This window comes from Pacificibacter marinus (genome assembly GCF_018860665.1).
GTDB lineage: Bacteria > Pseudomonadota > Alphaproteobacteria > Rhodobacterales > Rhodobacteraceae > Celeribacter > Celeribacter marinus_A.
Window position 1 is genome coordinate 1 of the sequence record NZ_JAHKPK010000017.1, and the last position, 25,044, is coordinate 25,044.

The 25,044-nt window shown below is 51.8% G+C and carries 25 protein-coding genes; 10 read left to right on the plus strand and 15 right to left on the minus strand.

Annotated features, from left to right (window positions below; genetic code table 11):
- Positions 1–143 precede the first annotated feature (143 nt).
- A complete protein-coding gene (gene pncA / locus KO497_RS03560) occupies positions 144–740 on the minus strand; it encodes a bifunctional nicotinamidase/pyrazinamidase (RefSeq protein ID WP_215942590.1) in 597 nt (198 codons plus the stop codon).
- Between the two features lie 132 nt (positions 741–872).
- Between pncA and trhO the strand changes: the two genes are divergently transcribed.
- Entirely contained in the window at positions 873–1,790 is a 918-nt protein-coding gene (gene trhO / locus KO497_RS03565) for an oxygen-dependent tRNA uridine(34) hydroxylase TrhO (RefSeq protein ID WP_215942591.1), read from the plus strand.
- A gap of 473 nt (positions 1,791–2,263) precedes the next feature.
- Here the strand turns inward: trhO and KO497_RS03570 are convergent, their stop codons facing one another.
- Positions 2,264–2,830 carry a hypothetical protein gene (locus KO497_RS03570; RefSeq protein WP_215942592.1) on the minus strand — a complete coding sequence of 189 codons (567 nt, stop codon included), beginning with the start codon at positions 2,828–2,830 and terminating at the stop codon, positions 2,264–2,266.
- 198 nt (positions 2,831–3,028) lie between these two features.
- On the opposite strand from KO497_RS03570, the gene pncB reads away from it, so the two are divergent.
- A complete protein-coding gene (gene pncB / locus KO497_RS03575) occupies positions 3,029–4,321 on the plus strand; it encodes a nicotinate phosphoribosyltransferase (RefSeq protein ID WP_215942593.1) in 1,293 nt (430 codons plus the stop codon).
- A gap of 438 nt (positions 4,322–4,759) precedes the next feature.
- On the opposite strand, the gene KO497_RS03580 is transcribed toward pncB, so the two are convergent.
- The 8 genes from KO497_RS03580 to KO497_RS03615 form a co-directional block, all read right to left on the minus strand.
- Positions 4,760–5,203, minus strand: coding sequence for a hypothetical protein (locus KO497_RS03580; RefSeq protein ID WP_215942594.1), 444 nt, complete (start codon positions 5,201–5,203; stop codon positions 4,760–4,762).
- Entirely contained in the window at positions 5,190–5,888 is a 699-nt protein-coding gene (locus tag KO497_RS03585; RefSeq protein ID WP_215942595.1) for a hypothetical protein, read from the minus strand. The genes KO497_RS03580 and KO497_RS03585 overlap by 14 nt, the downstream gene beginning before the upstream one ends.
- A 101-nt stretch (positions 5,889–5,989) precedes the next feature.
- Positions 5,990–6,406 (minus strand): alternative ribosome rescue aminoacyl-tRNA hydrolase ArfB, encoded by a 417-nt coding sequence (arfB, locus tag KO497_RS03590; RefSeq protein ID WP_215942596.1) that lies wholly within the window; start codon positions 6,404–6,406, stop codon positions 5,990–5,992.
- Between the two features lie 384 nt (positions 6,407–6,790).
- Complete coding sequence (locus KO497_RS03595; protein ID WP_215942597.1) at positions 6,791–7,432, minus strand: queuosine precursor transporter; 642 nt, start codon at positions 7,430–7,432, stop codon at positions 6,791–6,793.
- A 91-nt stretch (positions 7,433–7,523) separates the two neighbouring features.
- On the minus strand, positions 7,524–8,396 hold the full coding sequence (locus tag KO497_RS03600) for an esterase-like activity of phytase family protein (RefSeq protein WP_215942598.1): 873 nt from the start codon (positions 8,394–8,396) through the stop codon (positions 7,524–7,526).
- The gene (gene mepA, locus KO497_RS03605) at positions 8,369–9,289 is read right to left on the minus strand and encodes a penicillin-insensitive murein endopeptidase (RefSeq protein WP_215942599.1); all 921 of its coding nucleotides are present in this window, start codon (positions 9,287–9,289) and stop codon (positions 8,369–8,371) included. The genes KO497_RS03600 and mepA overlap by 28 nt, the downstream gene beginning before the upstream one ends.
- The gene (locus tag KO497_RS03610) at positions 9,289–10,662 is read right to left on the minus strand and encodes an MFS transporter (protein WP_215942600.1); all 1,374 of its coding nucleotides are present in this window, start codon (positions 10,660–10,662) and stop codon (positions 9,289–9,291) included. The genes mepA and KO497_RS03610 overlap by 1 nt, the downstream gene beginning before the upstream one ends.
- Positions 10,663–10,751: 89 nt before the next feature.
- The gene (locus tag KO497_RS03615; RefSeq protein WP_215942601.1) at positions 10,752–11,288 is read right to left on the minus strand and encodes an acyl-CoA thioesterase; all 537 of its coding nucleotides are present in this window, start codon (positions 11,286–11,288) and stop codon (positions 10,752–10,754) included.
- A gap of 130 nt (positions 11,289–11,418) precedes the next feature.
- Between KO497_RS03615 and KO497_RS03620 the strand changes: the two genes are divergently transcribed.
- Together KO497_RS03620 and recQ are read left to right on the plus strand one after the other, a co-directional pair.
- On the plus strand, positions 11,419–11,706 hold the full coding sequence (locus KO497_RS03620; protein WP_215942602.1) for a YggT family protein: 288 nt from the start codon (positions 11,419–11,421) through the stop codon (positions 11,704–11,706).
- A 69-nt stretch (positions 11,707–11,775) separates the two neighbouring features.
- The gene (gene recQ, locus KO497_RS03625; protein WP_215942603.1) at positions 11,776–13,818 is read left to right on the plus strand and encodes a DNA helicase RecQ; all 2,043 of its coding nucleotides are present in this window, start codon (positions 11,776–11,778) and stop codon (positions 13,816–13,818) included.
- Position 13,819: 1 nt separating this feature from the next.
- On the opposite strand, the gene KO497_RS03630 is transcribed toward recQ, so the two are convergent.
- The 5 genes from KO497_RS03630 to KO497_RS03650 all read right to left on the minus strand — a co-directional run bounded on the left by KO497_RS03630 (position 13,820) and on the right by KO497_RS03650 (position 20,538).
- Positions 13,820–16,006, minus strand: coding sequence for a response regulator (locus KO497_RS03630; protein ID WP_215942604.1), 2,187 nt, complete (start codon positions 16,004–16,006; stop codon positions 13,820–13,822).
- Positions 16,007–16,139: 133 nt separating this feature from the next.
- Positions 16,140–16,922 (minus strand): metallophosphoesterase, encoded by a 783-nt coding sequence (locus tag KO497_RS03635; protein ID WP_215942605.1) that lies wholly within the window; start codon positions 16,920–16,922, stop codon positions 16,140–16,142.
- Between the two features lie 106 nt (positions 16,923–17,028).
- On the minus strand, positions 17,029–18,621 hold the full coding sequence (serA, locus tag KO497_RS03640) for a phosphoglycerate dehydrogenase (RefSeq protein ID WP_215942606.1): 1,593 nt from the start codon (positions 18,619–18,621) through the stop codon (positions 17,029–17,031).
- A gap of 105 nt (positions 18,622–18,726) precedes the next feature.
- Complete coding sequence (locus KO497_RS03645) at positions 18,727–19,869, minus strand: phosphoserine transaminase (RefSeq protein ID WP_215942607.1); 1,143 nt, start codon at positions 19,867–19,869, stop codon at positions 18,727–18,729.
- 150 nt (positions 19,870–20,019) lie between these two features.
- Positions 20,020–20,538: a hypothetical protein gene (locus tag KO497_RS03650; protein ID WP_215942608.1), complete on the minus strand. Its 519-nt coding sequence runs from the start codon at positions 20,536–20,538 to the stop codon at positions 20,020–20,022.
- A gap of 117 nt (positions 20,539–20,655) precedes the next feature.
- On the opposite strand from KO497_RS03650, the gene serB reads away from it, so the two are divergent.
- From serB to KO497_RS03680, 6 genes are all read left to right on the plus strand, one after another.
- A complete protein-coding gene (serB, locus tag KO497_RS03655) occupies positions 20,656–21,528 on the plus strand; it encodes a phosphoserine phosphatase SerB (RefSeq protein WP_215942609.1) in 873 nt (290 codons plus the stop codon).
- Positions 21,528–22,286, plus strand: a complete 759-nt coding sequence (locus KO497_RS03660; protein WP_215942610.1) for a TSUP family transporter — start codon at positions 21,528–21,530, stop codon at positions 22,284–22,286. Before serB ends, KO497_RS03660 begins: the two co-directional genes overlap by 1 nt.
- A 175-nt stretch (positions 22,287–22,461) precedes the next feature.
- Positions 22,462–22,992 (plus strand): invasion associated locus B family protein, encoded by a 531-nt coding sequence (locus KO497_RS03665; protein WP_215942611.1) that lies wholly within the window; start codon positions 22,462–22,464, stop codon positions 22,990–22,992.
- 119 nt (positions 22,993–23,111) lie between these two features.
- The gene (gene rlmN, locus KO497_RS03670; protein WP_215942612.1) at positions 23,112–24,290 is read left to right on the plus strand and encodes a 23S rRNA (adenine(2503)-C(2))-methyltransferase RlmN; all 1,179 of its coding nucleotides are present in this window, start codon (positions 23,112–23,114) and stop codon (positions 24,288–24,290) included.
- Between the two features lie 42 nt (positions 24,291–24,332).
- Entirely contained in the window at positions 24,333–24,764 is a 432-nt protein-coding gene (locus tag KO497_RS03675; protein ID WP_215942613.1) for a hypothetical protein, read from the plus strand.
- Positions 24,765–24,808: 44 nt separating this feature from the next.
- On the plus strand, positions 24,809–24,997 hold the full coding sequence (locus KO497_RS03680; RefSeq protein ID WP_215942614.1) for a hypothetical protein: 189 nt from the start codon (positions 24,809–24,811) through the stop codon (positions 24,995–24,997).
- Positions 24,998–25,044 lie beyond the last annotated feature (47 nt).

Here is a 25,044-nt window from a genome sequence, read left to right on the forward strand (position 1 = left end):
ACGAACCCGTCGAAGGCCATGATGGACATGGTGTCGCGGAACCGGCACCTGGATTGAACATCACTGAGGCAGGTCACGCACACCACTAAAATGACTTTCCGACCGGACATGTGACGTGTCCGGTCGGATACCTGAAATTTGCCTTATTTCACCACAACCCCCAGCGCCACCATCTCGGCGCGGGCTGTGGCTTCGGTGCTTGCATCAATGGCGCGGCAGAGGTCTGTGACAACTGTGGTTTTGAACCCCAGTTTTGCCGCGTCTTGGGCGGAATAGTTCACGCAATAGTCAAGGGCGAGTCCGACGATGGTAACGCTGTCGATGCCCCGGGCGCGCAGGTAGCCCTCTAACCCTGTGGGCGTTGTTTTATCGTTCTCGAAAAACGCGGAATAGCTGTCTATGGCGGGGGTGTACCCCTTGCGGATGATCAAATCGCCGTGGGTGCGCAGGTCTTTGTGAAACGCGGCACCTTGAGTGCCTTGAATGCAATGATCGGGCCAAAGCACTTGGGGGCCATAGGGGGCGTCATAAGTGGTGAAAGGGTCGGCGTTATGGGTGCTGGCGAAAGAGCTGTGCCCCGCAGGGTGCCAATCTTGGGTCAGAATCACAGCACTGAAGTCATCCATCAAAGCATTGATTCCTGCGACGATCTCATCGCCGCCAGTGACTGCCAATGCGCCATTTGGGCAAAAATCGTTTTGAACATCGATGACAATCAGGGCTTGGTTTTGAGGATGCATAGGGGAACCTTTCTTGAGTTGCTTTAGTTGGTACGCCAATGGACCGCGAGGTCAAGCATAGAGCCATATTTGCCGCAGGCCTGCGCGCGCGGCGCACTTGATCTGAGCGCATTTGGGGCGTATTGAAACGCCATGTTTACAGTTTGCGCCTTATATCACTTCACCCGTTTTGAAACCCCCGCCGACATTCAAGGGCCTTTGCTGGACCTATGTCAGGCCGAGGGGATCACCGGGTCTTTGCTGCTCGCACATGAGGGCATCAATGGCACCGTGGCTGGACCGACGCCGGCTGCGATTGACAAAGTCGTGGCGCATATTCGTGCCCTGCCAGGCTGTGCCGATTTCGAATTCAAGCTGTCGACGGCGCAAGATCAGCCCTTTGGCAAAATTAAAGTGCGATTGAAAAAAGAGATCGTCACCATGGGGCAACCCAATGTCGATCCGCGCGCGGCTGTGGGCAACTATTGCTCGCCTGAGGAATGGAACGAATTGATTTCGGCGCCTGATGTGGCGGTGATCGATACGCGCAATGATTACGAGGTCGGCATCGGTACGTTCAAAGGCGCGATTGACCCTAAAACGCCGACCTTCCGCGATTTCCCGAAATGGTGGGAAGAAAATAAAGACCGCTTTCACAACAAACGCATCGCCATGTTTTGTACTGGCGGCATTCGGTGCGAAAAATCGACCAACTATTTAATGCAGCAAGGCGTGGAAGACGTGTTTCACCTCAAGGGCGGCATCTTGAAATACTTGGAAGAAATGCCCGAAGAGAAAAGTCTGTGGGAAGGCGAATGTTTCGTCTTTGATCAGCGCGTGTCCATCGGTCACGGATTGACCGAAGGCCCGCATGAATTGTGCCACGCCTGCCGTCGCCCGATTTTGCCCGAAGACAAAAATCGCCCCGAGTTTGAAATGGGCGTCTCGTGCCACCAATGTGTCGATGAATTTGACGAAGACCGCAAAGAGCGCTTTCGCGAGCGTCAAAAACAGATGGCACTGTCTCGGGAACGGGGCGAGCGTCATTTGGGTCGCACGCGACTGGCTTGATAGCCGCTCTGCTGAAACACCTGAACTTGTGCGGTTTTCACATGTCTTTCGGGGCTATGTTTTGCGTGGCCGTTTTCAGTGTTGTGTAGCCAGTTGCCATGAAAAGCCAAGACATGTGTGAGACAAAAGCTTAAGTCAATTGTACTGCCAAGGGCGCAAATTCGCGCCAACGACAGTGCCTCGGTCGCGTCTTTTGGGTAACTGTCATAGCTTTGAATATTATGCGGCGTGCAGGATCGCGTATCCAAGATGACATCATCTGTGTTGGCGGGGATGAAGCCTAATTGATAGCACCAGAAACGCTAGAATCGGCTCTCAAACATCTCGCAGAGAGGGTGATTCACAACACAGTTAGGATGTCCTTTTTACTGCTTTAGACCCTATTTAATCGCAAAAACGCAGTGATAACTGGGATCGGTCCTGCGCTGTGAAACGGGGTTTTATCCTGCAGGAGGAGCGGCTTCGACCCGTGGTTACGGTCGGTCCAAAACACCCATGTCGGTGAAGCCGCATTCATCAACCATTTTCAGATAGGACGCTGAAAACCCGCTCAGTGAAAAGACGTGGACGCGGGTGTTGTTCATCATCACATCCATTTGGTTGTTGCGTTTCATTGCCAGCAGCACCCATTGACTATGGGCCTGCGGGAACCGCGCCTCGGCGTGTTGAAACCCTTCGGCGTCGATGTATTGGATGATGGAGCCGTCGATCACATCCTCGTCGTCAAAGTGCAGATAAAGCGGCGCGTCCTGCTTCAGCACCGTGCTGTGATGTCGAATGGCGTGGTCGCTGATCATCAGTTCGGGGAAATAGTCAGGCGGGCCCGCGTCGCCATTGCTGATCGTCAAAACCGCGCTCATATCGCCGTCACCACCTGTCACCATAGTACAGGTGCGGCGCAGATCTTCGCCTGTATCCACCTCGTCGACCATGACGCGCCAATCACCAAATTCCCAGTAGTCGCCTTGGGCAACCCCCACGGATGGCAGCGTTAAAGTGGTGCAAATGATCAGCAAAACAGCACGTAAAAAGGGGGGCATGAGACATCTTTCAAGTAAGGACACACGGCTGATAGCACGCAAAGGTATGCAAAATGTCTACGCGAGGCAAATCACCGTCGAACCATAAGCAAAAAAAATGCCTCTGCTGATCATGCGCTCTTGTAATCTAGCCCTGACACAGCTTGCCAAACCCACCGCCCGCCTGCTTTAACCATCTTGCATAAAGGGAGCTCTGAGATGGTCGATATCGCCACACGCGTTTACAATCACAAATGGAAAATCGACCCCATCGTGCGGTCCTTGATCGATACCGATTTCTACAAAATGCTGATGTGTCAATCGGTGTTTCGCAACAAACCCGACACCCAAGTCACCTTTTCCCTCATCAATCGCGCCAAAAACATCCGTCTTGCGGATATGATCGATGAAGGCGAACTGCGCGAACAACTCGACCATGTGCGCTCCCTCTCTTTGTCGCGGGGCGAAAGCACTTGGTTGCGGGGCAATACATTCTACGGCAAACGCCAGATGTTCCGCCCTGATTTCATGGAATGGTTCGAAAACCTGCGCCTTCCGCCTTATCACCTCGAAAAAATCGATGGCCAATATGAGCTCACTTTTGAAGGCTCTTGGCCCGAGGTCATGCTGTGGGAAATCCCTGCTTTGTCTATTCTGATGGAGCTGCGATCTCGCGCTGTCACCGGCCATATGGACAAGTTCGAACTGCAAATCCTATACGCCCGCGCCATGACCAAACTGTGGGAAAAGATCGAGCTGCTCAAACCCCATGACGGCCTGCGCATCGCTGATTTTGGCACCCGTCGCAGGCATTCTTACCTGTGGCAAGACTGGTGCGTCCAAGCCATGGGCGAGGGGCTGGGCGATAAATTCGTGGGCACCTCTAACTGCCACATCGCCATGAAAAACGACCTCGAAGCCGTGGGCACAAACGCGCATGAGCTGCCGATGATCTATTCCGCCTTGGCCCAAGACGATGCCGCTTTGGCCCGTGCGCCCTATGATGTGCTGTCCGATTGGCATGAGGAGCACGATGGCAACCTGCGCATCATCCTGCCCGATACCTACGGCACCAAAGGCTTCCTTGCGGGCGCTCCCGATTGGCTTGCGGGCTGGACAGGCATCCGCATCGATTCAGGCGATCCCGCGACGGGCGCTGAAAACGCGATCAACTGGTGGAAAAGCCGTGGAGAAGACCCGACCCAAAAACTGGTGATTTTCTCAGATGGCTTAGACACCGATAAAATCATCGAGTTGCACAGCCAATTCGCTGGCCGCGTGCGCACGTCTTTCGGCTGGGGCACCCTGCTGACCAACGATTTCCGAGGGTTAACCGAAAACAACGCCCTCGCGCCGTTTTCGATCGTGTGTAAAGCCGTGGAAGCTAACGGCCGTCCAACGGTGAAACTCTCCGACAACCCGAACAAGGCCATGGGCCCCGCCGATGAAGTCGCGCGCTATAAACGGGTATTTGGGGTTGGGGAGCAGGTCGCGCAGGATGTGGTGGTTTAGGTAGCTAAATTATGTCAAGCTTTTCCAAATACGCAGCCAAAGCATAGACTAGGCAAAGTGCTACAATGCTTATTAGGAATGGAACCAGAATTGCTGATACATCTGAAGCAGTATCTTGGATTGAAAATCTCGCGTTTATGCCATTTTCTTTATTGACCTGAATTTCCAAAATCTGTGGCCATCCGAATACAGCGAAACCTGAGCATGTAATGCTAAGAGCGAATACCATGTTGGTTGCCCTAGCGACATATCTCCTTACGCTGGGGGTATGGAATATATTTAGGAGAAGTAGGCCAACACAGCAAAGCAGAATCGGCATTAACCCAGCGAGTATAGCTTTAGCCTCAAATGTTTCTATCGCGGGATGCACATGATTTGGCTTTGCGTATAGCAAAAACCAGTACCCAACGGTAAGCGCAGCCCCAACAATAGATATTGTTAGGCCAATTCTGCTATTTTTTTCATCCGAGTTACTGCGCATTTTTCTCTTATCTGTAAAGCAATTTTCCAAAACGCGCCTGAAATTAGAGTTAGTGTCATTATCGTAATGAGACTTCCTAGGTCTTGGACCGTTATTCCGCCCGACATAGCCGTAACAAAAACCATAAGGTATACAATGCTAACGCTGAAGGCTGCTGTTCCTAGTGCTGCGAAAAGAGCTGGCAACCACAAAGGTACCTGAGTGGTCTGTCGAGTTTCGATCGGCCTGCGAGCTTGTGCAGCTACTTTTTCAAAGCTGACGATCTGAACATGATTGGAAAATCTACGTATTTCCAGTTTTGGCTCCCCGAAAACATAGACTTTTCCGCGGGGCGCAACTGTAAATTTTTTATTTATGTGGCGAGGTTTTTGTGGCGTATCGATGTGTTCAACTAAAGCCATAACTATCCTCCCCTAATACAAAACCGTTTTCTCCAAGTGAGCTTTTCACGAACTTCGCGGCCACCTTGGATTTTTTCTTAGCCTTCTGAAGTTCCTTTAATAGTTTCTCAATGTCATCGTCGTCAAGCGAAAGAGTAATTTCGTGGCTATCGGAACCTTCTTCAGAGCTTAAGTAGTGAATTTTAATTGATTGAGTCACTATCCCGCCAGCTATTGCTTCCCTAGTCTTGTCAAAAATTGGCCGAATGTCGGTGAGAATAAAGGCATTTGTAAACAACTTTGGAAAATCTGTGCCTAAGTGTAAAGTTTTTGCAACTAATTTAACGTCATCGCTGCTTGTCAAAGATGTAAAAACGGATGCTTTTTGTTCAAACCAAGCTTGCGCTTTCTCATCAACACTATTGTACTTCAATGAACTGATAATATCAGCGCAAACAACCTCGACACTTCGTCGTTCTATTCGTGACATTACCGCAAGCGCAACCAACTGACTGGCAAGTGCCTTTGCCAGATCATCGTCCTTAAAAAACTTTTGAAGCTTATTAACTAAGCTGCCAGAGCGAATAGAAGGTTTATCGCGGCTTGACAAAAATGCTTGAGCTTCAACTTCAAATGAATCTACTGCTCGGTCCGCAATTAGCTGCAATGCGTCGCCACTGAGAAGTCCATATTTTGGTTCACTCATGGTTTACTCTCTTCATTTGCGTACCTATTTGAATCAAGCTCTCGCTGGAGTGTCAAGTTTTAACGGCAATGTACTGCCAAATTGCTAATGTTGATCTCGGATCACTCCACCCGCCCACGCAACGCCTTGATCTCTCCTCGTTTCTTCTTGCCGTCCAAACGTCTGCGCACCGATCCTTTGGTCGGTTTGGTCTTGACCCGAAACTTCGGCCGCTCAGTGGCTTGTTTGATCAGCGCGACAAGGCGCTCGCGGATCAGTTCGCGGTTGCGGACTTGGGATCGTGACTCATCGCATTGCAAAATGATCGCGCCGTCTTTGGTCCAGCGGCGGCCTGCCAATTTGCGCAGGCGGATTTTGATAGCGGGGGGCAGGTTGGGGGATCGTTCGGCCTCGAACCGCAGTTCAACAGCCGAGGACACTTTGTTGACGTTCTGTCCACCGGGGCCAGAGGCGCGCATGAAGCTTTCAGATAACTCCCAATCGGCCAGCTCGATGGTCTCGGTGATGCGCAGTGACATGGGTGTGGTCCGTGGGGTTGTGGGCAGCACGTATGAGCGGTGAGGCTGCGATAGGTATCCGTGACACCTTTAAAACATGTAAAGTGGCACAGGGTCAAACCGTGTAACTTTTACAAACACGCGCCACAAAGGCGTGCAAGTTTATCAAACAGGGGGAAAATCTAAAAGGGTTGCCTAGATAAGACAACCCTTCGAGAATTTAGGAAATGGGCCAGTTAGGTTGCCCAATTGAGAGTGTTTCGTCTACAGGATTGCCTCTAAACGGCGGCCCTCTCAACTGTCTTGACCTCATTCACCGTAATAACTCTAGACACTGGTCCACCTCCTTTCGATTGTTTGCCGATAGGGGTATCGTGGCATAGATTTGGTATATGGCAAGTAAAATTATACGACATCTGTGTGAAGGCGACGTAAAATAATGCGAAACGGCACCAGTGCGATCAGCGCAAGCGTAAGCTTTATACCCCAATCTGCAAGGGCCAAAGACACCCAAAGCGGGGCATCTGTGCCGAAAGTCAGCAGGGGAACGCTGTCCCATGCCCAGTTGATCTCCATGTCTGAATTTTCACCAAACCATTGAATAGACTGAGAAAAAGCGATTGAGAAAAAGATCGCAGTGTCCAGAGCGGACCCGATAACAGACGACACCAGCGGCGCTTTCCACCAGTTACCTGCACGCAAGCGATTGAAAACAAACACGTCCACAAGCTGTGCGATTAAAAATGCAGCAGCAGAGCCAACAGCGACACGTAACGCGACAGCAGAATAGGTGTATCCATCACCTTGCAGGGTGATTTGGGTGCCAATAAGCGAGCAAATGATCCCTGCAATAAAGCCCGCAAAGATCACTTTACGCGCAGCATTCGCGCCATAAATGCGGTTCATCAGATCGGTCACAAGAAAGGCAAAAGGATAGGTGAAAGCTCCCCATGTGAGAAGCCCATCAAGGATGAGAAACTGAACGAGGATATTAGAGGCCACAACGATGGCGGCCATGGCAAGAATGCCAGGTAGGATATGCTTCATGATAAATTCCGTTTTTTATCGAAGGTGACGGCAACTCGGCCTCGGATGAGGCGATGCGGGCAGATACCCTTTAAAAATAGGGAAATCAAGTCTAATCGGTGACGCGGTATTCGACAAACTCGGTGACTTGGAAGGGTTTGAAATTGTCGTCTGAAATCATGGTCAAACGGATACTCGTGCCGTCATGCCATACGGCGATGCCTTCTAGATTGTCATGAGCGCCAAGACCGGATTCAAGCAAAGTGATTTCATTGGTTAGATCTGTATCTTCCATATCGAACCGCCGCACACGTGATGAAAACCCAATGCCACGGAACCAACGTTCGAGCAGGTAAAGCTTACCATCAGGACCTATATCCATCCCTACAGGCAGGTAGTTTCCGCGCCTTGGAATGGAAGAGATGATGTCCCATGCCTTGCCATCAAAGCGGTAAAGGGGAAAGGGAACAGTCTCGCCCCCTGATCTTTCCGGCACAGTCAATAATTCGCCAGATTTGGTGATGGCGAGCGCTTCAAGTGACGAGTTTGATTGTAGTTTTTCAAAGGCTGGATGTTGTGGCATGTTTGTTGCGCGACTGGTATTTGACGCGTATTTCCACACTCTATGCTTTCCTTCGAAGCTGACATAAATCTGTCCATCGTCTGCAATGGCCAAGCCTTCGGAGTCTTGTAAGACGTACCTGAGTTCATCCTGCGCTTCGCCCTTTAAGCCCAGTAGATTTGTGGTGATGGCATCCGTTATCACGCCCATAGTGTCGCGCAAAAACTGACCTGTAGCGATACTGCCATGATCTGACAACGCGGTAAAAGACGTGCCGTCTGCCGTCACTTCCAGCCCCGAATACCCGCCGTGCAACGCGTCATTCGATGTCCAAAGGTATGACCCGATGTATTGTGTTTCAGCCAATAAGCTTTGCGTAAAACTGGCAATGAAACCTAGCGCGAGGAGAGAACTGCGGAGCATTGAGACGGCAATGTTGCAAGCGTGATGGGCGCTTTGGGTTGCGGTTTGGGGGCGTTGGGGTCTTTTGGCTTTGGGGGTGGAGGATTGAGAATGTTGTTCACCCAATCTTGCGCATCCGCACAGCCATCCCCCTTGGGTGGTGGCGCTTGATTGACGCAAGATTTATCCCCTTTGGGGCAATTGAGGCGGACGTGGAAATGGTAGTGATGCCCATACCAAGGTCGAATTTTATTGAGCCAAGCGCGATCGCCTTTCTCGTCTTTGCACATTTGAACTTTGGCGCCCGGAAACACGAAAATGCGTGCGACACGAGGATCACTTGCTGCAGCTTTGAGAATGTTGTGGTGCTGTTCTGTCCACTCATCGTTGACGAAAGCACCTGCAGATTTGCGCATAGAGATAGATGAGATGTGTTCGCGGTCATTGACCGTAAGCATGAGATGCTTGGGCGCACGCATCCAGATATCGGCATCCAATCCAATTTGGTGACTTGCGTGCCCGGTTAACATGGGGCCGCCACGTGGTTGGCTCATATCGCCGATGTACAGACCTTCCCAGCCGGGTTGTGCGGCAGCTTTGCGTGATAGGTCTTTTAGGTAATCGATCAAAATCGGCTGGCCCCAGTTGCGGTTGCGCGACAGGCGCATGGCTTGCCATGTCGGGCCCGTTTCTGGCAGTTGAACCGCGCCGCCGACGCAGCCTTTCGCGTAACTACCAAAGGATTCAGCGTTCTGTTTTGAGGCGGTGGAAACATGACCAAAAAGGTCCTTGGCCAATCTGTGATCACTGGACGACAGTTTGACGGCATGCGTTTCTGCTTTGGAGGGATCGTCTTCACCTCCACAGCCTGCAAGTGCTGCACACAAAAGAAAACCAATTACTTTGAACTGCATCAACCTACCTCTTCTCCATCGGGTTTGACCCAGACTAACAGCACCAACCCGATAAGGAAAAGCGCGATCAGCGGGGTTATGCCCATACGTTGCGAATTGCTGACTGTTGTTGCCGCGGCGATCAGTGCTGGTGCTAAAAAAGACGTCGCTTTGCCTGATAAAGCAAACAAACCGAAGGCTTCGGTCATGCGTTCAGGGTCCGCTTGGCGAACCATCATTGTCCGGCTGGCTGATTGGATGATTCCGCCAACTGCGCCTAAGCCCACGCCGCAAATATAGAACGCTATATCTGGAATGCTGCTGCTTGCCGCCACAGGGATGAACAAGACACTGTCGGGTGTGATCGAAATGATCCCTGTGCAGATAACCATCAAGACCACGATGGAAAAAATGATGACAGGTTTAGGGCCATATTTCCTATCTTGGTAACCGCCAACATAAGTAAACACCGCGCCAGACAAGACAGCTAAAATGCCAAAGACGCCGACATTGACCACGGACCATTCCAGCACACCCAATGCGTAGACGCCGCCAAAGGCGAAAACACCGTTCAGCGCGTCGCGGTAAAACATTGAGGACATTAGATAAGCAAAGAGTGATTTGCGTGATGGCAGACTTTTGAGTGTCGCACCAAGGCTTATTAGGCCAGTTTTGACTGCTGCGGCAATGTGGATGCCGCTGCTTTTCGGTTCGCGGACCCATAGAAAAAACGGGATCATCGATATGATAAACCACAGGGCCACGTAGGGGCCAACAAAGCGGGTGCCCTGGCGTAGGTCTGGATTCAACCCAAGCAAAGGAGCCTTGTTTAAAAGCGTGACGCCATTGCTGTTCTCGGCAAAGAATAACAACATGATGATTAAGGCAACAAATCCGCCGACATAGCCCCACGCCCATCCGTCGCCTGACACTTTGCCGATTTCTTCTTTTGTGCCGAGACTGGGCAAAATGGCGTTGGTGAAAATCGTAGTGAATTCGACCCCTATCATGCCAAGTATAAAAAATGTCAAAACCGTGATTGTTGGAAAATCGTCCGGTGTTGCGACCCAAAGGCCTGCCGCGCCAACGGTATAGCAAGCACTGAACAACCAAATCCAAGGCAAACGCCGCCCCGTGCCATCGGCAATGGCACCTAAAATTGGCGCGAGGATTGCAATCGTAAGTCCCGAAATCGTTAGACCCATGCCCCAAATGGATTGTGCCTGCGCGCGGGCGGAGGCTTCATCAAGGCCGCTTGCGCTAAGGTGTGCGATGACTTGCTCGGCAAAATAGGGCCCAAAAACAAAGGTAATAATCAATGTATGATAGGGTTGTGTTGCCCAATCATACATCATCCAGCCCTTGATGCGTTTGCTAAAGCTCACGTTTTCCATGCCCAATCCCCCGATCATTGTTGATCGAGATAGAACAGGCAAAACCAAAGTTACGCAACGTCTAAACGCTAAGGCGCGTTACCATGTTCTTAATCACGGGCCGGTGGCCAAGGGCGCGTTTTATCTGCGTCTGCCCAAGCTTGCACCCAATCGGGCAAAGGGCTTTGTTTCAGATCAGGATCCACAAGTTTGAGCAGTTCAATCGGCGGCACCATTTTGCCGTTTTTCACAGCCGCGCCACGGATCAGAATATGGTTGGCGCAGTCTCCATTCGCGAGCCACATCGACTGCTCTATATAGAAAAACTTGTCATCAAACCCTACCGGACGTGACCGCATTTCGATCTTTTGAAACATGGTGATCCGCTTGCGATATCTGACAGAGGCACCTGCGACGACGGTGCCCAAACCTGCCGTCTTGCTTGCCTTTGCCGTGCCATTGCGCAACGCCATGGGAATACGGCCAAGATCATAAATCGTTAAGGTGCGCCCGTTATTAAGCTCCCACCAAAGATCTATGTCGACGGGCAAGCAATAGTGATGCGACACATGGGTGTCCCATAGCCCAAGCTTTGTGGCCTTGCGAAACTTAAAAAGATTAAAGGCGATGCGTAAAATTGGATACATATGCACAGCCAATACAAGGCTGGTTGAAAAAATCAATGGCGACGTGACGGTACGATTGTGATGCCTATGCCTTGCGAAGCTTGACTCAAAACCTTAGGTGTAAAACCACACGAAACATAGGAAATGATCCATGCTCTCACTCATCCAAATTCTACTTATGATCCTCGGCGTCGTTAAATTCGTCATGATCGTTCACATTGCGATGAGTTGGTTGATCAATTTCCAAGTACTCAACCTGCGCCAGCCTTTGGTTTATCAAATTTGGGAAGGCCTTAATCGCTTGCTTGAGCCTATGTATTCACGCATTCGTCGCATTTTGCCGGATATGAACGGTCTCGACCTTGCGCCTTTGATTGCGTTCTTGGGCATTTACGCGCTCGAGATCATTATTCGCAATAACGCTCACATCCTTGTCTAAGTCGATCTGGCCTTGAGACCCTGCGCGTGACGTGCGATTCTGCTACCAATCAATAAGCAGCAGGATCACATGTCACAAACGCAGACTCTTTTGTCTTCGGTCTTTGGGTTCAGTGCCTTTCGCCCTGGCCAAGAAGAAATCGTTGATGCTGTCACCGCAGGTCAAAACGTGCTGGCAATTATGCCAACCGGCGGCGGCAAATCGCTGTGCTTTCAGTTGCCTGCCTTGGTACGTGATGGTTTGACTGTTGTGATTTCACCTCTGATCGCCTTGATGCGTGATCAGGTACAGGCGCTCAAAGCTGTCGGTGTTGAAGCCGGTGCTTTGACATCAGGCAACACCGACGAGGAAACCGACGCTGTATTCGCTGCTCTTAGCGAGGGCCGCCTCAAACTGTTATATATGGCACCCGAACGCCTTGCCTCTGGTGGAACTTTACCACTTTTGCGCCGGTCCAATGTTTCGATGATCGCCGTTGATGAAGCGCATTGTGTCAGCCAATGGGGTCATGATTTTCGCCCTGATTATCTGCGCATCGGTGATTTGCGCCGCGCCCTAAATGTGCCACTTGCGGCCTTCACCGCCACTGCCGATGCGGAAACCCGAGAAGAAATCAACACGCGGCTGTTTGATGGTGAGACGCCTGAAGTTTTTTTGCGTGGTTTCGATCGACCAAACATTCATTTGGCTTTCGCTGTTAAAGACAGTCCACGTGCGCAAATCCTGAATTTCGCCAAAGCCCGTAAGGGCCAATCGGGCATTGTGTATTGTGGAACGCGAGCCAAAACCGAAAGCCTTGCCAAAGCGCTCAACGATGGTGGGCAAATGGCACTGGCCTATCATGGTGGTATGGATCGCGATTTGCGTCGTGATGCTGAGCGTCGGTTTCAGCAAGAAGACGAATTGATCGTGGTCGCCACAGTGGCCTTTGGCATGGGGATCGATAAGCCAGATATTCGCTGGGTCGCACATGCCGACCTGCCAAAATCTGTTGAATCCTATTATCAAGAAATCGGACGCGCTGGGCGCGATGGCGCACCTGCGGAAACGCTTACATTGTTCGGCCCCGATGATATCCGCTTTCGCCGCACACAGATTGACGAAAGCCCCTCGCCAGTTGAACGTCGTGCTGCAGATCATGCGCGGTTGAACGCTTTGCTGGGCATTGCCGAGGCGCAGGTTTGTCGCCGCCAAAACTTGCTGTCTTACTTTGGCGAAGACCCTGAGCCCTGTGGCACTTGCGATCTGTGCGATACGCCACCTGACCTGTTCGATGGTACAGTGGCCGTGCGTAAAGCTCTGTCGGCTGTCTTGCGCTGTGATGAGGGCTTTGGGGTTGGGCATTTGATTGATGTGCTGATCGGCAATTCGACTGATAAGGTGAAGCAGTGGAACCATGACGCCTTGACGGTGTTTGGGATTGGTAAGGAATACGACAAGCGGCAATGGAATGCGATTTTCCGCCAAATGATGGGAATCGATTTGGTGCGGCCAAACCCTGATCGATTTGGTGCGCTGTTTATGACTGAACCCGCCGTTCCGATTTTGCGCGGTGAGGCCAATGTGACGCTGCGCCGTGATACGCTGGCGAAAGCCAATCGCGGCGGGCCTGTTGCCAAAGCGCTGGTGTCAGATGAAGACGCGCCCTTGTTGTCAGCGCTCAAAGCCAAGCGTCGTGCGCTGGCCGAAGACGCGCGCGTGCCTGCCTACGTGGTTTTTGCGGATCGCACCCTGATTGAGATGGCCGAAGTTAGACCTAAAACCCTTGATGATATGGCGCAAGTCGGTGGCGTTGGGGCCAAAAAACTTGAAAAATACGGCGATGCATTCTTGTCGGTTATCTTGGGGGCCGAGCCGGCAAAAATTCACCCGTCACGCCGAAAGCTTGCAGCCAGCGGAGGCGGTGATCTGTTTGATCAATTGCAAGGCGTTCATGATCAACTGGCGCGCGGCGCTTGCGGAACCTTAAAGCCTATGACGATGACCTCGGCACAACTGTCTCGCATTGCATCGTCACGCCCACGAGATATCAAAGCCTTTGAAAAACTCGTTGGTCCTCGCCAGACCGAGCGCTTTTGTGACGCTATGCTTGAGGTTATTCAAAACGCATAAGTTATTCACCGGCCATGACGCTTGTTTGGGCGTTGTACTGAACAGATGCGGACTCTTCGGGCAAAATTGCCCGACAATGTACAGGTTTATAGTGTTGAATTTGATCGATTATCGCGGCCTTGCGTAGGGGTTTGGTCATATAGTGATCCAGTCCTGCGGCTAAAATTTCTTGATCGTCCCCAGCCATTGCGTGCGCCGTCAGCGCGACAATCGGGATGTGATGTCCATTGGTGAGTTCGATCGCACGAATGGCACGCGTCGCTTCTTTGCCGTCGACCCCGGGCATAGAAATGTCCATGAAAATCATGTCAGGATCGAAACTTTCATAGAGTTCAATGGCTTCGCGTCCATTGTTGGCAAATTGTAATTCAATATCAAGATCTTTGACCATCTTACCAAAGACCAATTGATTGGTCTTGTTGTCCTCAGCCGCAAGAATGCGCATTAGGCGACCGTTGGGGTCTTCGGATTTTGTTTTGACCGGCAGCAGTTTAGACAGTGCAAGGCAAAGGTCAGCACGCAGTAATGGTTTTTGCAATGTGCTTGTATTGTCATGCTCTAGGGCCGCTGCAGACACAGGGCCGGAGGTCATAAGCAACACGGGCGCAGTTACGTCTCGCGCTCTGATATTGGCAATCAATCCCCCCAAGTCGGTGTCTGGTAAATTGTTGTCGAGCAGGTAAATATCTCCATCAAGTGGTGAAGCGAGCAGGGCTTCGCCAGTGTCAATTGGCGTGACATCGAATCCAATCGCGGTGAGTTGCTTTTCCAAAATGGCGCTGTTGGCACTGATGTGATCCACAATATATGCACGGTGTATCCACGCGGGGAGTTCTGGCACATCTTGTACAGTTTCAACCACATCCATCGTGCAGTGAAATCCGAAACAAGAGCCAACGCCTTGCTCGCTGTCGACCCAAATATCGCCGCCCATGAGGGTGACCAGCTGTTTGGTGATCGCCAACCCGAGACCCGTACCTTCGAATTTTCGATTGCGTTCGTCTTCAACTTGATTGAACTCACCAAAAATATGTAAGCGCATTTCAGGTGCGATGCCGATGCCGGTGTCTTCGATTGAGATATGGACGCGTTGGCTTTTTCCGTCATCTTCGGGCAGACCGACAACGCGTATAATGACGTGGCCTCGAGCTGTAAATTTGACGGCGTTGCCGACGAGATTTGTCAAAATTTGGCGCATACGCCCTTGGTCGCCGATAAAAGAGGTGGGCATGAACATATCGTAGTCGACGATCAAATCGATGTTCTTTTGTTTGGCGACAGGTTGCAGCAACACGATCACATCTTGGATGCAGCGTTCCAGATCAAATGGATGTGGGTTCAGCGATAGTTTTGACGCTTCGATTTTGGAAAAGTCTAGAACATCATTGATCAGGCTGAGCAGAGCCTCGCCAGAGTTTTTGATCGTGTCGACGTAGAGTTTTTGTTCTTCAGTCAGGTCTGTTTCGCTCATGAGGGCGGCCATACCAACCATACCGTTCATCGGGGTGCGAATTTCGTGGCTCATGTTGGCGAGAAAAGCTGATTTGGCGCGGTTGGCAGATTCAGCTTTGCGTGTCGCTTCTTTAAGGCGTGCGGCATATCGTATGGAGTCGGTGATATTAAGGCCAAGCGAAACCATATCACCATCGGCAGACCGTCTATCGACCAGTTTGACGAATTGATTGTTCCAAAGCCTAATCGTATGAGGTTCACGGGCTGGGGCGCGCCAGCGTTGCAAGGCTTGCTCGACAAATTCTGAGCGGCTCATCTCGCCGATATCGACGATGCCTTCTTCAACAGCAAGACTCAAAATTTCGGAATATGAAATGCCTGGCCGCACATCTTCTAGCCCATCAAAAACACTTAGATAGGCTGGATTGGCTGCGATCATAATGTCGGAAGGATCAAAAACGGCAAAACCGTCTTTGATGGTTTCAATCGAATCCCACAGGCGGCGTTCGGCGATATGCACAGCGTTGTTGGCGCGTTCTAGGTCTTCCATAACCTGAACTTTTTCGGTTTGAAGCACCGCCGTTTCTTCGCGTTTGACGATGATTTCGTCAGATAAATTGCGTGCGTGATTTGACAGCTTTTTATTGGCGTTAAACAACTCTGCCTGTTTGAGCTCAAGCAAGCGCTCGGCTGCCAAACGCGCGCGACGTTCTTGCGCAAGTGTGTCGATTGACATGTGTGAACCTCTTCAATCCCCGCCACGAACGTTTACGTGGGCTTTGCGCCAGATTGGCGGAACTGGGTGAAAAGATTGTTAACGCATTATGGAAAATGCGAGCGACCTGTGCTGGCGCTCGCATTGAAAGTCATTATTGTGTCGGTTTGACCTTTTTGACGAAGGGCGCGGGGTTCTTTGGGTCAGCTTGCGTCAAGGGCGCGCGCCCTGTGTCCGTCACGACTTCTTGGCTGTCGCCCTCGATCACTATGGCTGTGACCGGCCAGCCATAGCCCGCACCTGTGTCGATATCGATGCGGTTGCCATAGTGCGACGGCAGGTTCACAGCCGTGTGGCCATGCACAACCATCCAAGGTAAATCGCCTTCATAATCGAGCCAGCCTTTGCGGATCCACATCAGGTCTTCTTCGGTTTGTTCCGCAAGTGGCACGCCGGGTTTCACGCCTGCATGTACGAAGAGATATTTGCCCCATTCATAGTAGAGCGGCAGACCTTCGATGAAATCGAGATGCGCTTTGGGGACGGCTGTTTGCGCGGCTTTGAATGCGGCTTCGAATTCGTAATCCACGGTTGTGACGCCGTAAGACGCCAAGGTTGTGTTGCCGCCGATGCGTGGATTGAGAAAGGACAGCTCTGGCGGCATATTGTCGTCAAAGGCGGTCATGTCGCGCACGAAGCGGGTGAACAGGCGATCGTGATTGCCGCGCAACGCGATCCACGGCTCACCGCGTGCCATACCGTCCATCATATATTCGATCACGTCGCGACTGGCAGGACCGCGGTCTGTGTAGTCACCTAAATGAACGATTTTGGCCGTGGTGTCACCGACACGTTCCATGTCGGCTTTGATACGCGCATGAGCCGCTTTGAGTTCCAAGATGTGGCCATGGATGTCTCCGATTGCATAAATGCGCATATTTTAACCCTTTGTCATGTGAACGTCATTCGACGCTATAAAAAGCGAAGGGCCGCTGGAATGTCCAGCGGCCCTTGCTCATATCGTGTGATTGTTTTGTAAATGCTTACGCTTTGAAGTGCAGCGGGCGCACGTGCTGGAACAATCCGCTGTCTTTGAGCGCTTTTACAGTTGTCGCTTTGATTGGCGTGTCCAAGAAAGTCACAGCAATCGCGTCGCCACCTGGGGCTGTGCGGCCCAAAGTAAAGTTGGCGATGTTTTCGTCGTGCTCGGCCAAGAGTGTACCGAGTTTACCAAGAATTCCAGGGACATCTTGGTTGGTTGTGTAAAGCATGTGTTCGCCAACTTCAGAGTCGATGGTGATGCCTTTGATCTGGATGAAACGTGGCTTGCCGTCAGAGAACACAGTGCCCGCGATAGTGCGGTGTTTTTCGACAGTTTGGATGTCGAGTTTGATGTAGCCGTCAAACGACCCTGTCGCGTCTTGTGTTGTCTTTGAAATTTGGATGCCGCGCTCTTTGGCGATCACAGGGGCTGAGACCATATTCACGTCAGGGTTTGCCGCTTGCATGATGCCTGCGATAACCGCCGCTTCCAACGCTTTCAGGTTCATTTCCGCTGCAACGCCGTCGAATGTGACGTTGATTTCTTTGATCGCCTCGTCCGTCACTTGACCGATGAAAGAGCCCAAATTTTCAGCCAAAGTGACCCAAGGGCCCATGATTTTGGCTTCTTCAGCTGACATAGATGGCATGTTCAAAGCGTTCTCAACAGCGCCGTCGAGCAAGTAGTTGGACATTTGTTCAGCCACTTGTAGCGCCACGTTTTCTTGTGCCTCAGAAGTCGACGCGCCCAAGTGTGGCGTGCAGACAACATTTGGCAGACCGAACAGAACGTTTTCTTTGGCAGGTTCAACTGCGAACACATCCAAAGCTGCACCAGCAACGTGGCCGGATTTTAACAACTCAGCTAGCGCGTTTTCATCGACCAGACCGCCACGCGCACAGTTGATGATACGTACGCCTTTTTTGGTTTTCGCCAAGTTTTCAGCAGACAAGATATTGCGTGTGCTGTCTGTAAGCGGCACGTGCAATGTGATGAAATCAGCGCGTGCAAGCAGGTCTTCCAGTTCAACTTTCTCGACGCCCATTTCAACAGCGCGTTCAGCGGACAAGAAGGGATCGTAAGCGATCACTTTCATTTTCAGGCCACGTGCGCGGTCGCAAACGATGCCGCCGATGTTGCCTGCGCCGATAACGCCGAGTGTTTTGTTGGTCAACTCAACGCCCATGAATTTGGACTTTTCCCATTTTCCGGCGTGTGTAGATGCAGACGCTTCTGGGATTTGACGTGCAACAGCGAACATCATCGCGATGGCGTGCTCGGCTGTTGTGATCATGTTGCCGAATGGCGTGTTCATCACGATCACGCCTTTTTTGGAAGAAGCTTCTTTATCCACGTTGTCTGTGCCGATGCCTGCGCGGCCAACAACTTTAAGGTTGGTGGCGTGCTCCAAAAGGCTTGGGGTCACTTTGGTGGCTGAGCGGATCGCAAGGCCGTCGTATTTACCAATGACGGCAGCGAGGGCTTCTTTGTCTTTGCCGAGCGCGGGTTCGAAATCAACTTCGATGCCGCGGTCACGGAAAATCTGAACAGCGGTTTCAGACAAGCTATCGGATACGAGTACTTTGGGTGCCATGATGTGAGGCTCCTACATTATATAAATTCTGATTTGGGAAAAGGCGACCAGGGCCATTGGCCGCCTTAGAATTGTCCTGCAAGCTATGCGGTCAAACGCGATAGCTTATTGTGCAGCGATCTCAGCTTCGAAAGCCCACTCGAGCCAAGGTAAAAGCGCCTTGATGTCAGAGGTTTCAACTGTGCCGCCACACCAGATACGCAGACCAGCTGGCGCGTCACGGTATGCACCAATGTCCAAAGCAACGCCTTCAGCTTCCAAGCGTTTCGCAACGGCTTTGGCAAAGGCTGCACCATCTTGAATACGTGCGTCTGTGAACTTGAGGCAAACAGAAGTTGTGGACGCCGTCGCAGGGTCGGATGCAAGGTTTGCAATCCAAGGTTTGGCTGCGCAGAAATCCCAAATCGCTGTCGCATTTGCCGTTGCGCGATCGATCATACCTTTGAGGCCACCGATGGATTTTGCCCAGTTCAAGGCAACAAGATAGTCTTCAACGGCCAACATGGAAGGCGTGTTGATCGTCGCACCGGTAAAGATACCGTCGATCAATTTGCCACCTTTGGTCATGCGAAAGATTTTTGGCAGTGGCCAAGCTGGTGTGTAGCTTTCCAGACGCGCAACAGCACGTGGAGACAAAACGATCACACCGTGAGCAGCTTCGCCACCAAGTGCTTTTTGCCACGAGAATGTTGTGACGTCGAGTTTGTCCCAGTCTAGATCCATAGCGAAAACAGCAGATGTTGCATCACAGATTGTTAGACCTTCACGGTCAGCCGGGATCGCGTCAGCATTTGGAAGGCGCACGCCGGATGTGGTGCCGTTCCAAGTGAAAACAACGTCTGTGTTGAAATCGATTTCAGTGAAATCAACGATCTCACCGTAGTCAGCGACTTTTTCGTCGGCGTCGATTTTCAACTGTTTGACAACATCGGAAACCCAGCCAGCGCCGAAGCTTTCCCATGCAACCATGGTGGCTTTGCGTTCGCCCAAAAGGGACCAAAGCGCCATTTCAACAGCGCCCGTGTCAGAGCCAGGAACGATGCCGATTTTGTAATCTGCGGGGATGCCCAAGACTTCACGCGTAGTTTCGATCGCGTCTTTGAGTTTGGATTTGCCAACGGCAGCGCGGTGCGAGCGACCAAGGGGCGCATCAGCAAGCATGTCCAAAGAAAAATTGGGGATTTTGGCACAAGGGCCTGAAGAAAAACGCGGGTTAGCCGGCCGCGTGGCCGGAGCTTGAATAGCCATTGCTGGTATCCTTCCAGATATAAGCCTCTCGTTGGGGAGAGGTGTCCCGCAGACGCGTTTAATCCTGATTCTTGTTTCATGCAACGAAATTATGCGCCTCTACGCGTTTTCGTCCACAGGTGGTTAAACGTTCGCTAACAGGGGCGATGCTTATGGCTCTTTCAATGACTGAGCATATACAGTTTTCAGACCATCCACGCCTTGTGATGTCGCGGGGCCAGAGGTTTTCCATATGACTTCGCCAGTGGGTCGCACCAAAAGCACGCGAATGTCATCGCGCCCGTCAAAGCCCAAAGGTGTGTTCACTTTGCTTGCATTTTCATAAAGCGTGATCGTGCGGGCACGAAGCGATGTGTCGACGATGCCAGAACGCATACCATTATCGACAACAGGGCTGATCAGGCGCGTTAACGAGCCAACGACAGGCAGTTCTACAAATTCAGGGCCTATATCTGGATCAAGGTTCAACGCGTTGACCCAGCTGTCCACATCAGGTTGTTGGCCGCGTTTATAGGCGATGAACACAATCGTCGGATTGCCCGGAAAGTCAGCGGGCAGACTGTGGGTTTTGCCGTTGAGATCTTCGGAGACAAAAGACGGGAAACTCTGCGCGAAAGCAGATGTGCTCATCAATGCTAGGCTGAGGTATAGGGTGGTTAAAAAGCGCATGATAAATTCCTTTTTCTTACGCTTAATACGTCTGGCGTGTCGATATGGATCACAGTCTTGGCAGAAGGCGTCAGTCATGCGATAGGGAGGCACACGCAAAACACTCGGATCATTCTCATGTATATCGTCACGCTCCTGACCTCTCCTGCCAAACCGTCTTTGTCTCGTGAAGCTGTTGAAGCCTTGCGCAATGCATGGGGTGGCGGCGATGCGCAGTGGTTGGCTGTTGGCGAGGCGGCTGAATTTGTCATCGGGGAAATGCCAAGCAATCTTTGGGACGTATGGCAAGCCATGCAAGCCGAGGGCGTTGATCTGATCGTTCTGCCCATGGAGGGTCGCAAAAAGAAAATGCTGCTGGCCGATATGGACAGCACGATGATTCAACAAGAATGTATTGACGAGCTGGCCGCAGAAGCTGGCGTCGGGCCGCGCGTGGCGGAAATCACTGCCAAAGCGATGAACGGCGAGTTGGATTTTGAAGGTGCCATCGACGAACGCGTTGGCTTGCTCAAAGATCTGCCGGAAAGCATCATCGACCATGTGCTGAAAACGCGTATTGAATTCATGCCCGGCGGCAAGGCTTTGGTGCAAACAATGAAGGCCAACGGGGGCTACGCTGCTTTGGTCTCTGGCGGGTTCACGGCGTTCACTGCGAAAGTGGCATCAGAGCTGGGGTTTGACGAGAACCGCGCCAATAGGCTTGAGGTTGCGGATGGCAAGCTCACAGGCAAAGTGGTCCGTCCTATTCTGGGCCGCGAAGCCAAGTTAGAAGCCCTCGATGAAATTACAGCGCGTTTGGGTATCACACGCAAAGACGTTTTGGCCGTGGGCGATGGCATGAACGATTTGTTGATGCTTAAAAATGCGGGCACAGGCGTGGCGCTTCACGGCAAACCGGCGCTGCAAGAGCAATGCGATGTGCGTATCAACCACGGTGATTTGACAGCGCTCTTGTACGTGCAAGGCTATTCCAAAGCAGAATTCGTCTGATGTTTGAAGTTACGCTCGACTTGGTGATGATCCTTGTCGCGGCGGCTTTTGTGGCGGGCTTTGTCGATTCGATCGCTGGCGGTGGTGGGTTGATCACGCTGCCTGTGCTGCTGTTGTGCGGCGTCTCCCCGATCACTGCGCTGGCTACCAATAAGGTTCAAGGTTTGTTTGGCGCTGGCATGGCGGCGCTGACCTATGCGCGCGCTGGGCAAGTGGATTTGCGCAAACAGATGCGGCTCGCCTTGTTGTCTGGGGGCAGCGCTCTGATCGGGGCTGTTTTGGCCAGCAGTTTGCCCACAGATGTGATCCGGCTGGGGTTGCCATTCTTGCTGATTGCAGTCGCGCTTTTCTTTGCATTTAAGCCCGGTTTGGATGATGTGGACAAAAAGCAACGTATCTCGCCTGTCGTATTTGCCGCAGGATTCGTCCCTTTTATCGGTTTTTACGATGGTATTCTTGGGCCTGGCACAGGCGCGTTTTTCATGATCGGTTTCGTCAGTCTTGCGGGGTATGGCGTCTTGCGCGCCACGGCGCACACCAAACTGTTGAATTTCGCTTCTAATGTGGGCGGGTTGATTGGCTTTGCAATTGTTGCCAAACCTTTGTGGATACTGGGTCTCGTTATGGGAGCGGCGCAGATTGCGGGCGCTTATTTGGGGTCCACTTTGGCGACACGCATCGGGGCGCGCTTGATTAAGCCTGTGTTGGTTTTGGCCTCGACGGCATTGGCTTTACGGTTGATGTGGGACTGGTTCTAGGTCGACCAATCACGTTTCAGCGAATTTCTGCCAAGGGGTCTTTCACAAATCGGCAAGAGTGCGTTACTGTAAGCATAGAAGTTGAAAACAGGCCCAAGTCGCCTTTAAGCCATACAGATAGATGGCACGGGTGACTGGTATACAGGCCGCGCAAGACAGAGGCAGCGAGAATTCAATGAGCTTTTCAATCCATAGATTAATTTTGGGCGCAGTTTTGACTGTGGCCGCTCTTGGCGCGCAGGCCCAAGAAAGCACAAACACCGTCGGCAACAACACCGATTGGTACATCTTCGAGGAAACCACGCCGTCCAAGCAATGCTGGGCCGTGTCCAAACCCAAAGAGACCGTGAACACCGACAGCGCTGGGCGGATCAAATCCGTAACGCGGTCTGAGATTTTGCTGTTCGTGTCCTACGCTTTGACCAATGGCGTCAAAGGCCAGGTGTCCTTTATGGGCGGCTATCCTTTTGCCTCCGGGTCTGAAGTCACCATGGAAATTGGCGGCTCTGAGTTCTCATTGTTCGTTGATGGAGAAACAGCTTGGGCTGCGACGGCAGAAGACGACGCACGCATTGTGGCGGCGATGAAACGTGGGGCCACTGCGGTGCTCACTGGTCGGTCCGCACGCGGAACCATTACAAAAGATACGTTTTCCTTGCTCGGCTTCACCGCATCTGTCGAAGAAGCAAACAAACGTTGTAGCTAAAACCAGTGTCAAAACCTCAACTTTCAAAGGCTCCCAAACGGGGGCCTTTTTCATTTGTCTTTCATGATGGCCAAGAATCTTGTAGATGAGCGGCTTCATAAGATGAAAAGAGACCTGCCATGCCACCTATCGCACCGATCACTCAGGACGTTCTGACCATTCCGCGCAAAGACCCTGTGGGCGATAAGATCAACTTGGTTGGTCTGACACGCGAAAAACTGCGCGATGTGTTGATCGAACATGGCACCCCAGAAAAGCAGGCCAAGATGCGTGTCGGGCAAATCTGGCAATGGATTTACGGTTGGGGCGTGCGCGATTTCGACGATATGACCAATCTATCAAAATCCCTGCGCGAAGATTTGAAAGCCGCGTTTGTGGTTGCCGTGCCTGAAGTCGTCACGAAACAGGTGTCCGAGGATGGCACGCGCAAATATCTTGTAAAGATCGCTGGAGGACATGAGGTCGAAGTTGTCTACATCCCCGAGACAGATCGCGGTACGCTCTGTGTCTCCTCTCAAGTCGGCTGCACGTTGACATGTTCTTTCTGCCACACTGGCACGCAAAAGCTGGTGCGTAACCTTAGCGCTGGTGAAATCATCGGCCAAGTGATGGTGGCGCGTGATGATTTGGGGGAATGGCCAGAACAAGGTGCCAAGAACACCGAAACACGGCTGTTGTCGAACATCGTTTTGATGGGCATGGGCGAGCCTTTGTACAATTTTGAAAACGTGCGCGATGCGATGAATATCGCGATGGACCCTGAGGGCATTCAACTGTCCCGTCGTCGTATCACCCTGTCGACCTCTGGCGTTGTGCCAGAAATTGCGCGCACTGCCGAAGAGATCGGTTGCCAATTGGCGGTGTCATTCCACGCCACCACGGACGAGGTGCGCAATCAATTGGTGCCGATCAACAAACGCTGGAACATCGAAACTTTGATCGAAGCTCTGCGCGCCTATCCGCGTGTGTCCAATTCCGAGCGGATCACCTTTGAATATGTGATGCTGAACGGCGTGAACGACAGCGACGAAGATGCCTATCGGTTGCTTGAACTCATCAAAGGTATCCCTGCCAAGATCAATTTGATCCCGTTTAATGAATGGCCCGGTGCGCCTTATAAGCGCTCGTCCAACAACCGTATTCGCGCCTTTTCTGATATCATTCATGACGGTGGATATGCGTCTCCTGTGCGTAAACCGCGTGGCGAAGATATTATGGCGGCCTGCGGTCAGTTAAAATCAGAGACCGAGCGGGCGCGAAAATCGCGCAAACAGATTGAATCTGAAGCGGGCCTGTAGGACGCTAACCTCAAATTAACCATACCTGCGCCAACCTTGGGCATGGATTGGATACAGATCAGATTCGATGAGGACCTTGCCCGCTCAGTCGAGCGTGCTGCCTCTCGTGTGGATATGCCTGTGGGCAGCTACATTCGCGATGTTTTGGCTAAGGCGAGCCAGCCTTGCCATCCACAACTTGCGTATGCAGGGCCACGTAAACCACTCGGATTGCGGGCTTACCTGGCGCATGACTTTGCATACGCCCAAGATTGGGAAGATTTGCAAGAAGGCCTGCGGGCCAAAGGTTATGAGCTGGCAGAACGCGGCGGTGGCCTTGTGTTGCGCACCGTTGAAGGCGAACGCCTGTGCAAGGCCTCGGATATCGGTCAGCCATATTCAGCTTTGATGAAGCGGTTCGGCGCGCCCTTTCCCAATCATGCGCATCAGCACTTAGAAAAACGGCATCTTGGTCAAATGACACTGGGATTTTAACCAATACTTTAATGGATAGTGCGAAACGTATGCCTATGGAAAAAATGACACTTCTTCTTCCCGAAAACACAGCAGAAATGCTACATCTTTTGTCACGTGAGACAGGTCAAAATATTGGTGATCTGGTACAGGAAATGGCCTTGGCTCGTTACATGAGGCTGGCGTTGAGTGGATCGGATGCCGCCGTGTCCAGCCCTTCGGAACCTGTTTTGGCTGAAACCATACATCGCTAACAGTTGATACATTTAGGCGCCCGCATCAAGCGAGCGCCCTAGATGAA

Bases quoted from the DNA above. Each gene is read 5' to 3' on its own strand.
- KO497_RS03635 (WP_215942605.1), bottom strand. From the start codon at position 16,922: ATGCGCATTTATGCAATCGGAGACATCCATGGCCACATCTTGGAACTC.
- mepA (WP_215942599.1), bottom strand. From the start codon at position 9,289: ATGCAGTTCAAAGTAATTGGTTTTCTTTTGTGTGCAGCACTTGCAGGC.
- arfB (WP_215942596.1), bottom strand. From the start codon at position 6,406: ATGTCACTGCGCATCACCGAGACCATCGAGCTGGCCGATTGGGAGTTA.
- KO497_RS03680 (WP_215942614.1), top strand. From the start codon at position 24,809: ATGACACTTCTTCTTCCCGAAAACACAGCAGAAATGCTACATCTTTTG.
- KO497_RS03580 (WP_215942594.1), bottom strand. From the start codon at position 5,203: ATGGCTTTAGTTGAACACATCGATACGCCACAAAAACCTCGCCACATA.
- KO497_RS03615 (WP_215942601.1), bottom strand. From the start codon at position 11,288: ATGTATCCAATTTTACGCATCGCCTTTAATCTTTTTAAGTTTCGCAAG.
- recQ (WP_215942603.1), top strand. From the start codon at position 11,776: ATGTCACAAACGCAGACTCTTTTGTCTTCGGTCTTTGGGTTCAGTGCC.
- KO497_RS03585 (WP_215942595.1), bottom strand. From the start codon at position 5,888: ATGAGTGAACCAAAATATGGACTTCTCAGTGGCGACGCATTGCAGCTA.
- KO497_RS03645 (WP_215942607.1), bottom strand. From the start codon at position 19,869: ATGGCTATTCAAGCTCCGGCCACGCGGCCGGCTAACCCGCGTTTTTCT.
- KO497_RS03650 (WP_215942608.1), bottom strand. From the start codon at position 20,538: ATGCGCTTTTTAACCACCCTATACCTCAGCCTAGCATTGATGAGCACA.
- pncA (WP_215942590.1), bottom strand. From the start codon at position 740: ATGCATCCTCAAAACCAAGCCCTGATTGTCATCGATGTTCAAAACGAT.
- KO497_RS03675 (WP_215942613.1), top strand. From the start codon at position 24,333: ATGGATTGGATACAGATCAGATTCGATGAGGACCTTGCCCGCTCAGTC.
- rlmN (WP_215942612.1), top strand. From the start codon at position 23,112: ATGCCACCTATCGCACCGATCACTCAGGACGTTCTGACCATTCCGCGC.
- KO497_RS03570 (WP_215942592.1), bottom strand. From the start codon at position 2,830: ATGCCCCCCTTTTTACGTGCTGTTTTGCTGATCATTTGCACCACTTTA.
- KO497_RS03600 (WP_215942598.1), bottom strand. From the start codon at position 8,396: ATGCTCCGCAGTTCTCTCCTCGCGCTAGGTTTCATTGCCAGTTTTACG.
- pncB (WP_215942593.1), top strand. From the start codon at position 3,029: ATGGTCGATATCGCCACACGCGTTTACAATCACAAATGGAAAATCGAC.
- trhO (WP_215942591.1), top strand. From the start codon at position 873: ATGTTTACAGTTTGCGCCTTATATCACTTCACCCGTTTTGAAACCCCC.
- KO497_RS03620 (WP_215942602.1), top strand. From the start codon at position 11,419: ATGCTCTCACTCATCCAAATTCTACTTATGATCCTCGGCGTCGTTAAA.
- KO497_RS03630 (WP_215942604.1), bottom strand. From the start codon at position 16,006: ATGTCAATCGACACACTTGCGCAAGAACGTCGCGCGCGTTTGGCAGCC.
- serB (WP_215942609.1), top strand. From the start codon at position 20,656: ATGTATATCGTCACGCTCCTGACCTCTCCTGCCAAACCGTCTTTGTCT.
- KO497_RS03665 (WP_215942611.1), top strand. From the start codon at position 22,462: ATGAGCTTTTCAATCCATAGATTAATTTTGGGCGCAGTTTTGACTGTG.
- KO497_RS03610 (WP_215942600.1), bottom strand. From the start codon at position 10,662: ATGGAAAACGTGAGCTTTAGCAAACGCATCAAGGGCTGGATGATGTAT.
- serA (WP_215942606.1), bottom strand. From the start codon at position 18,621: ATGGCACCCAAAGTACTCGTATCCGATAGCTTGTCTGAAACCGCTGTT.
- KO497_RS03595 (WP_215942597.1), bottom strand. From the start codon at position 7,432: ATGAAGCATATCCTACCTGGCATTCTTGCCATGGCCGCCATCGTTGTG.
- KO497_RS03660 (WP_215942610.1), top strand. From the start codon at position 21,528: ATGTTTGAAGTTACGCTCGACTTGGTGATGATCCTTGTCGCGGCGGCT.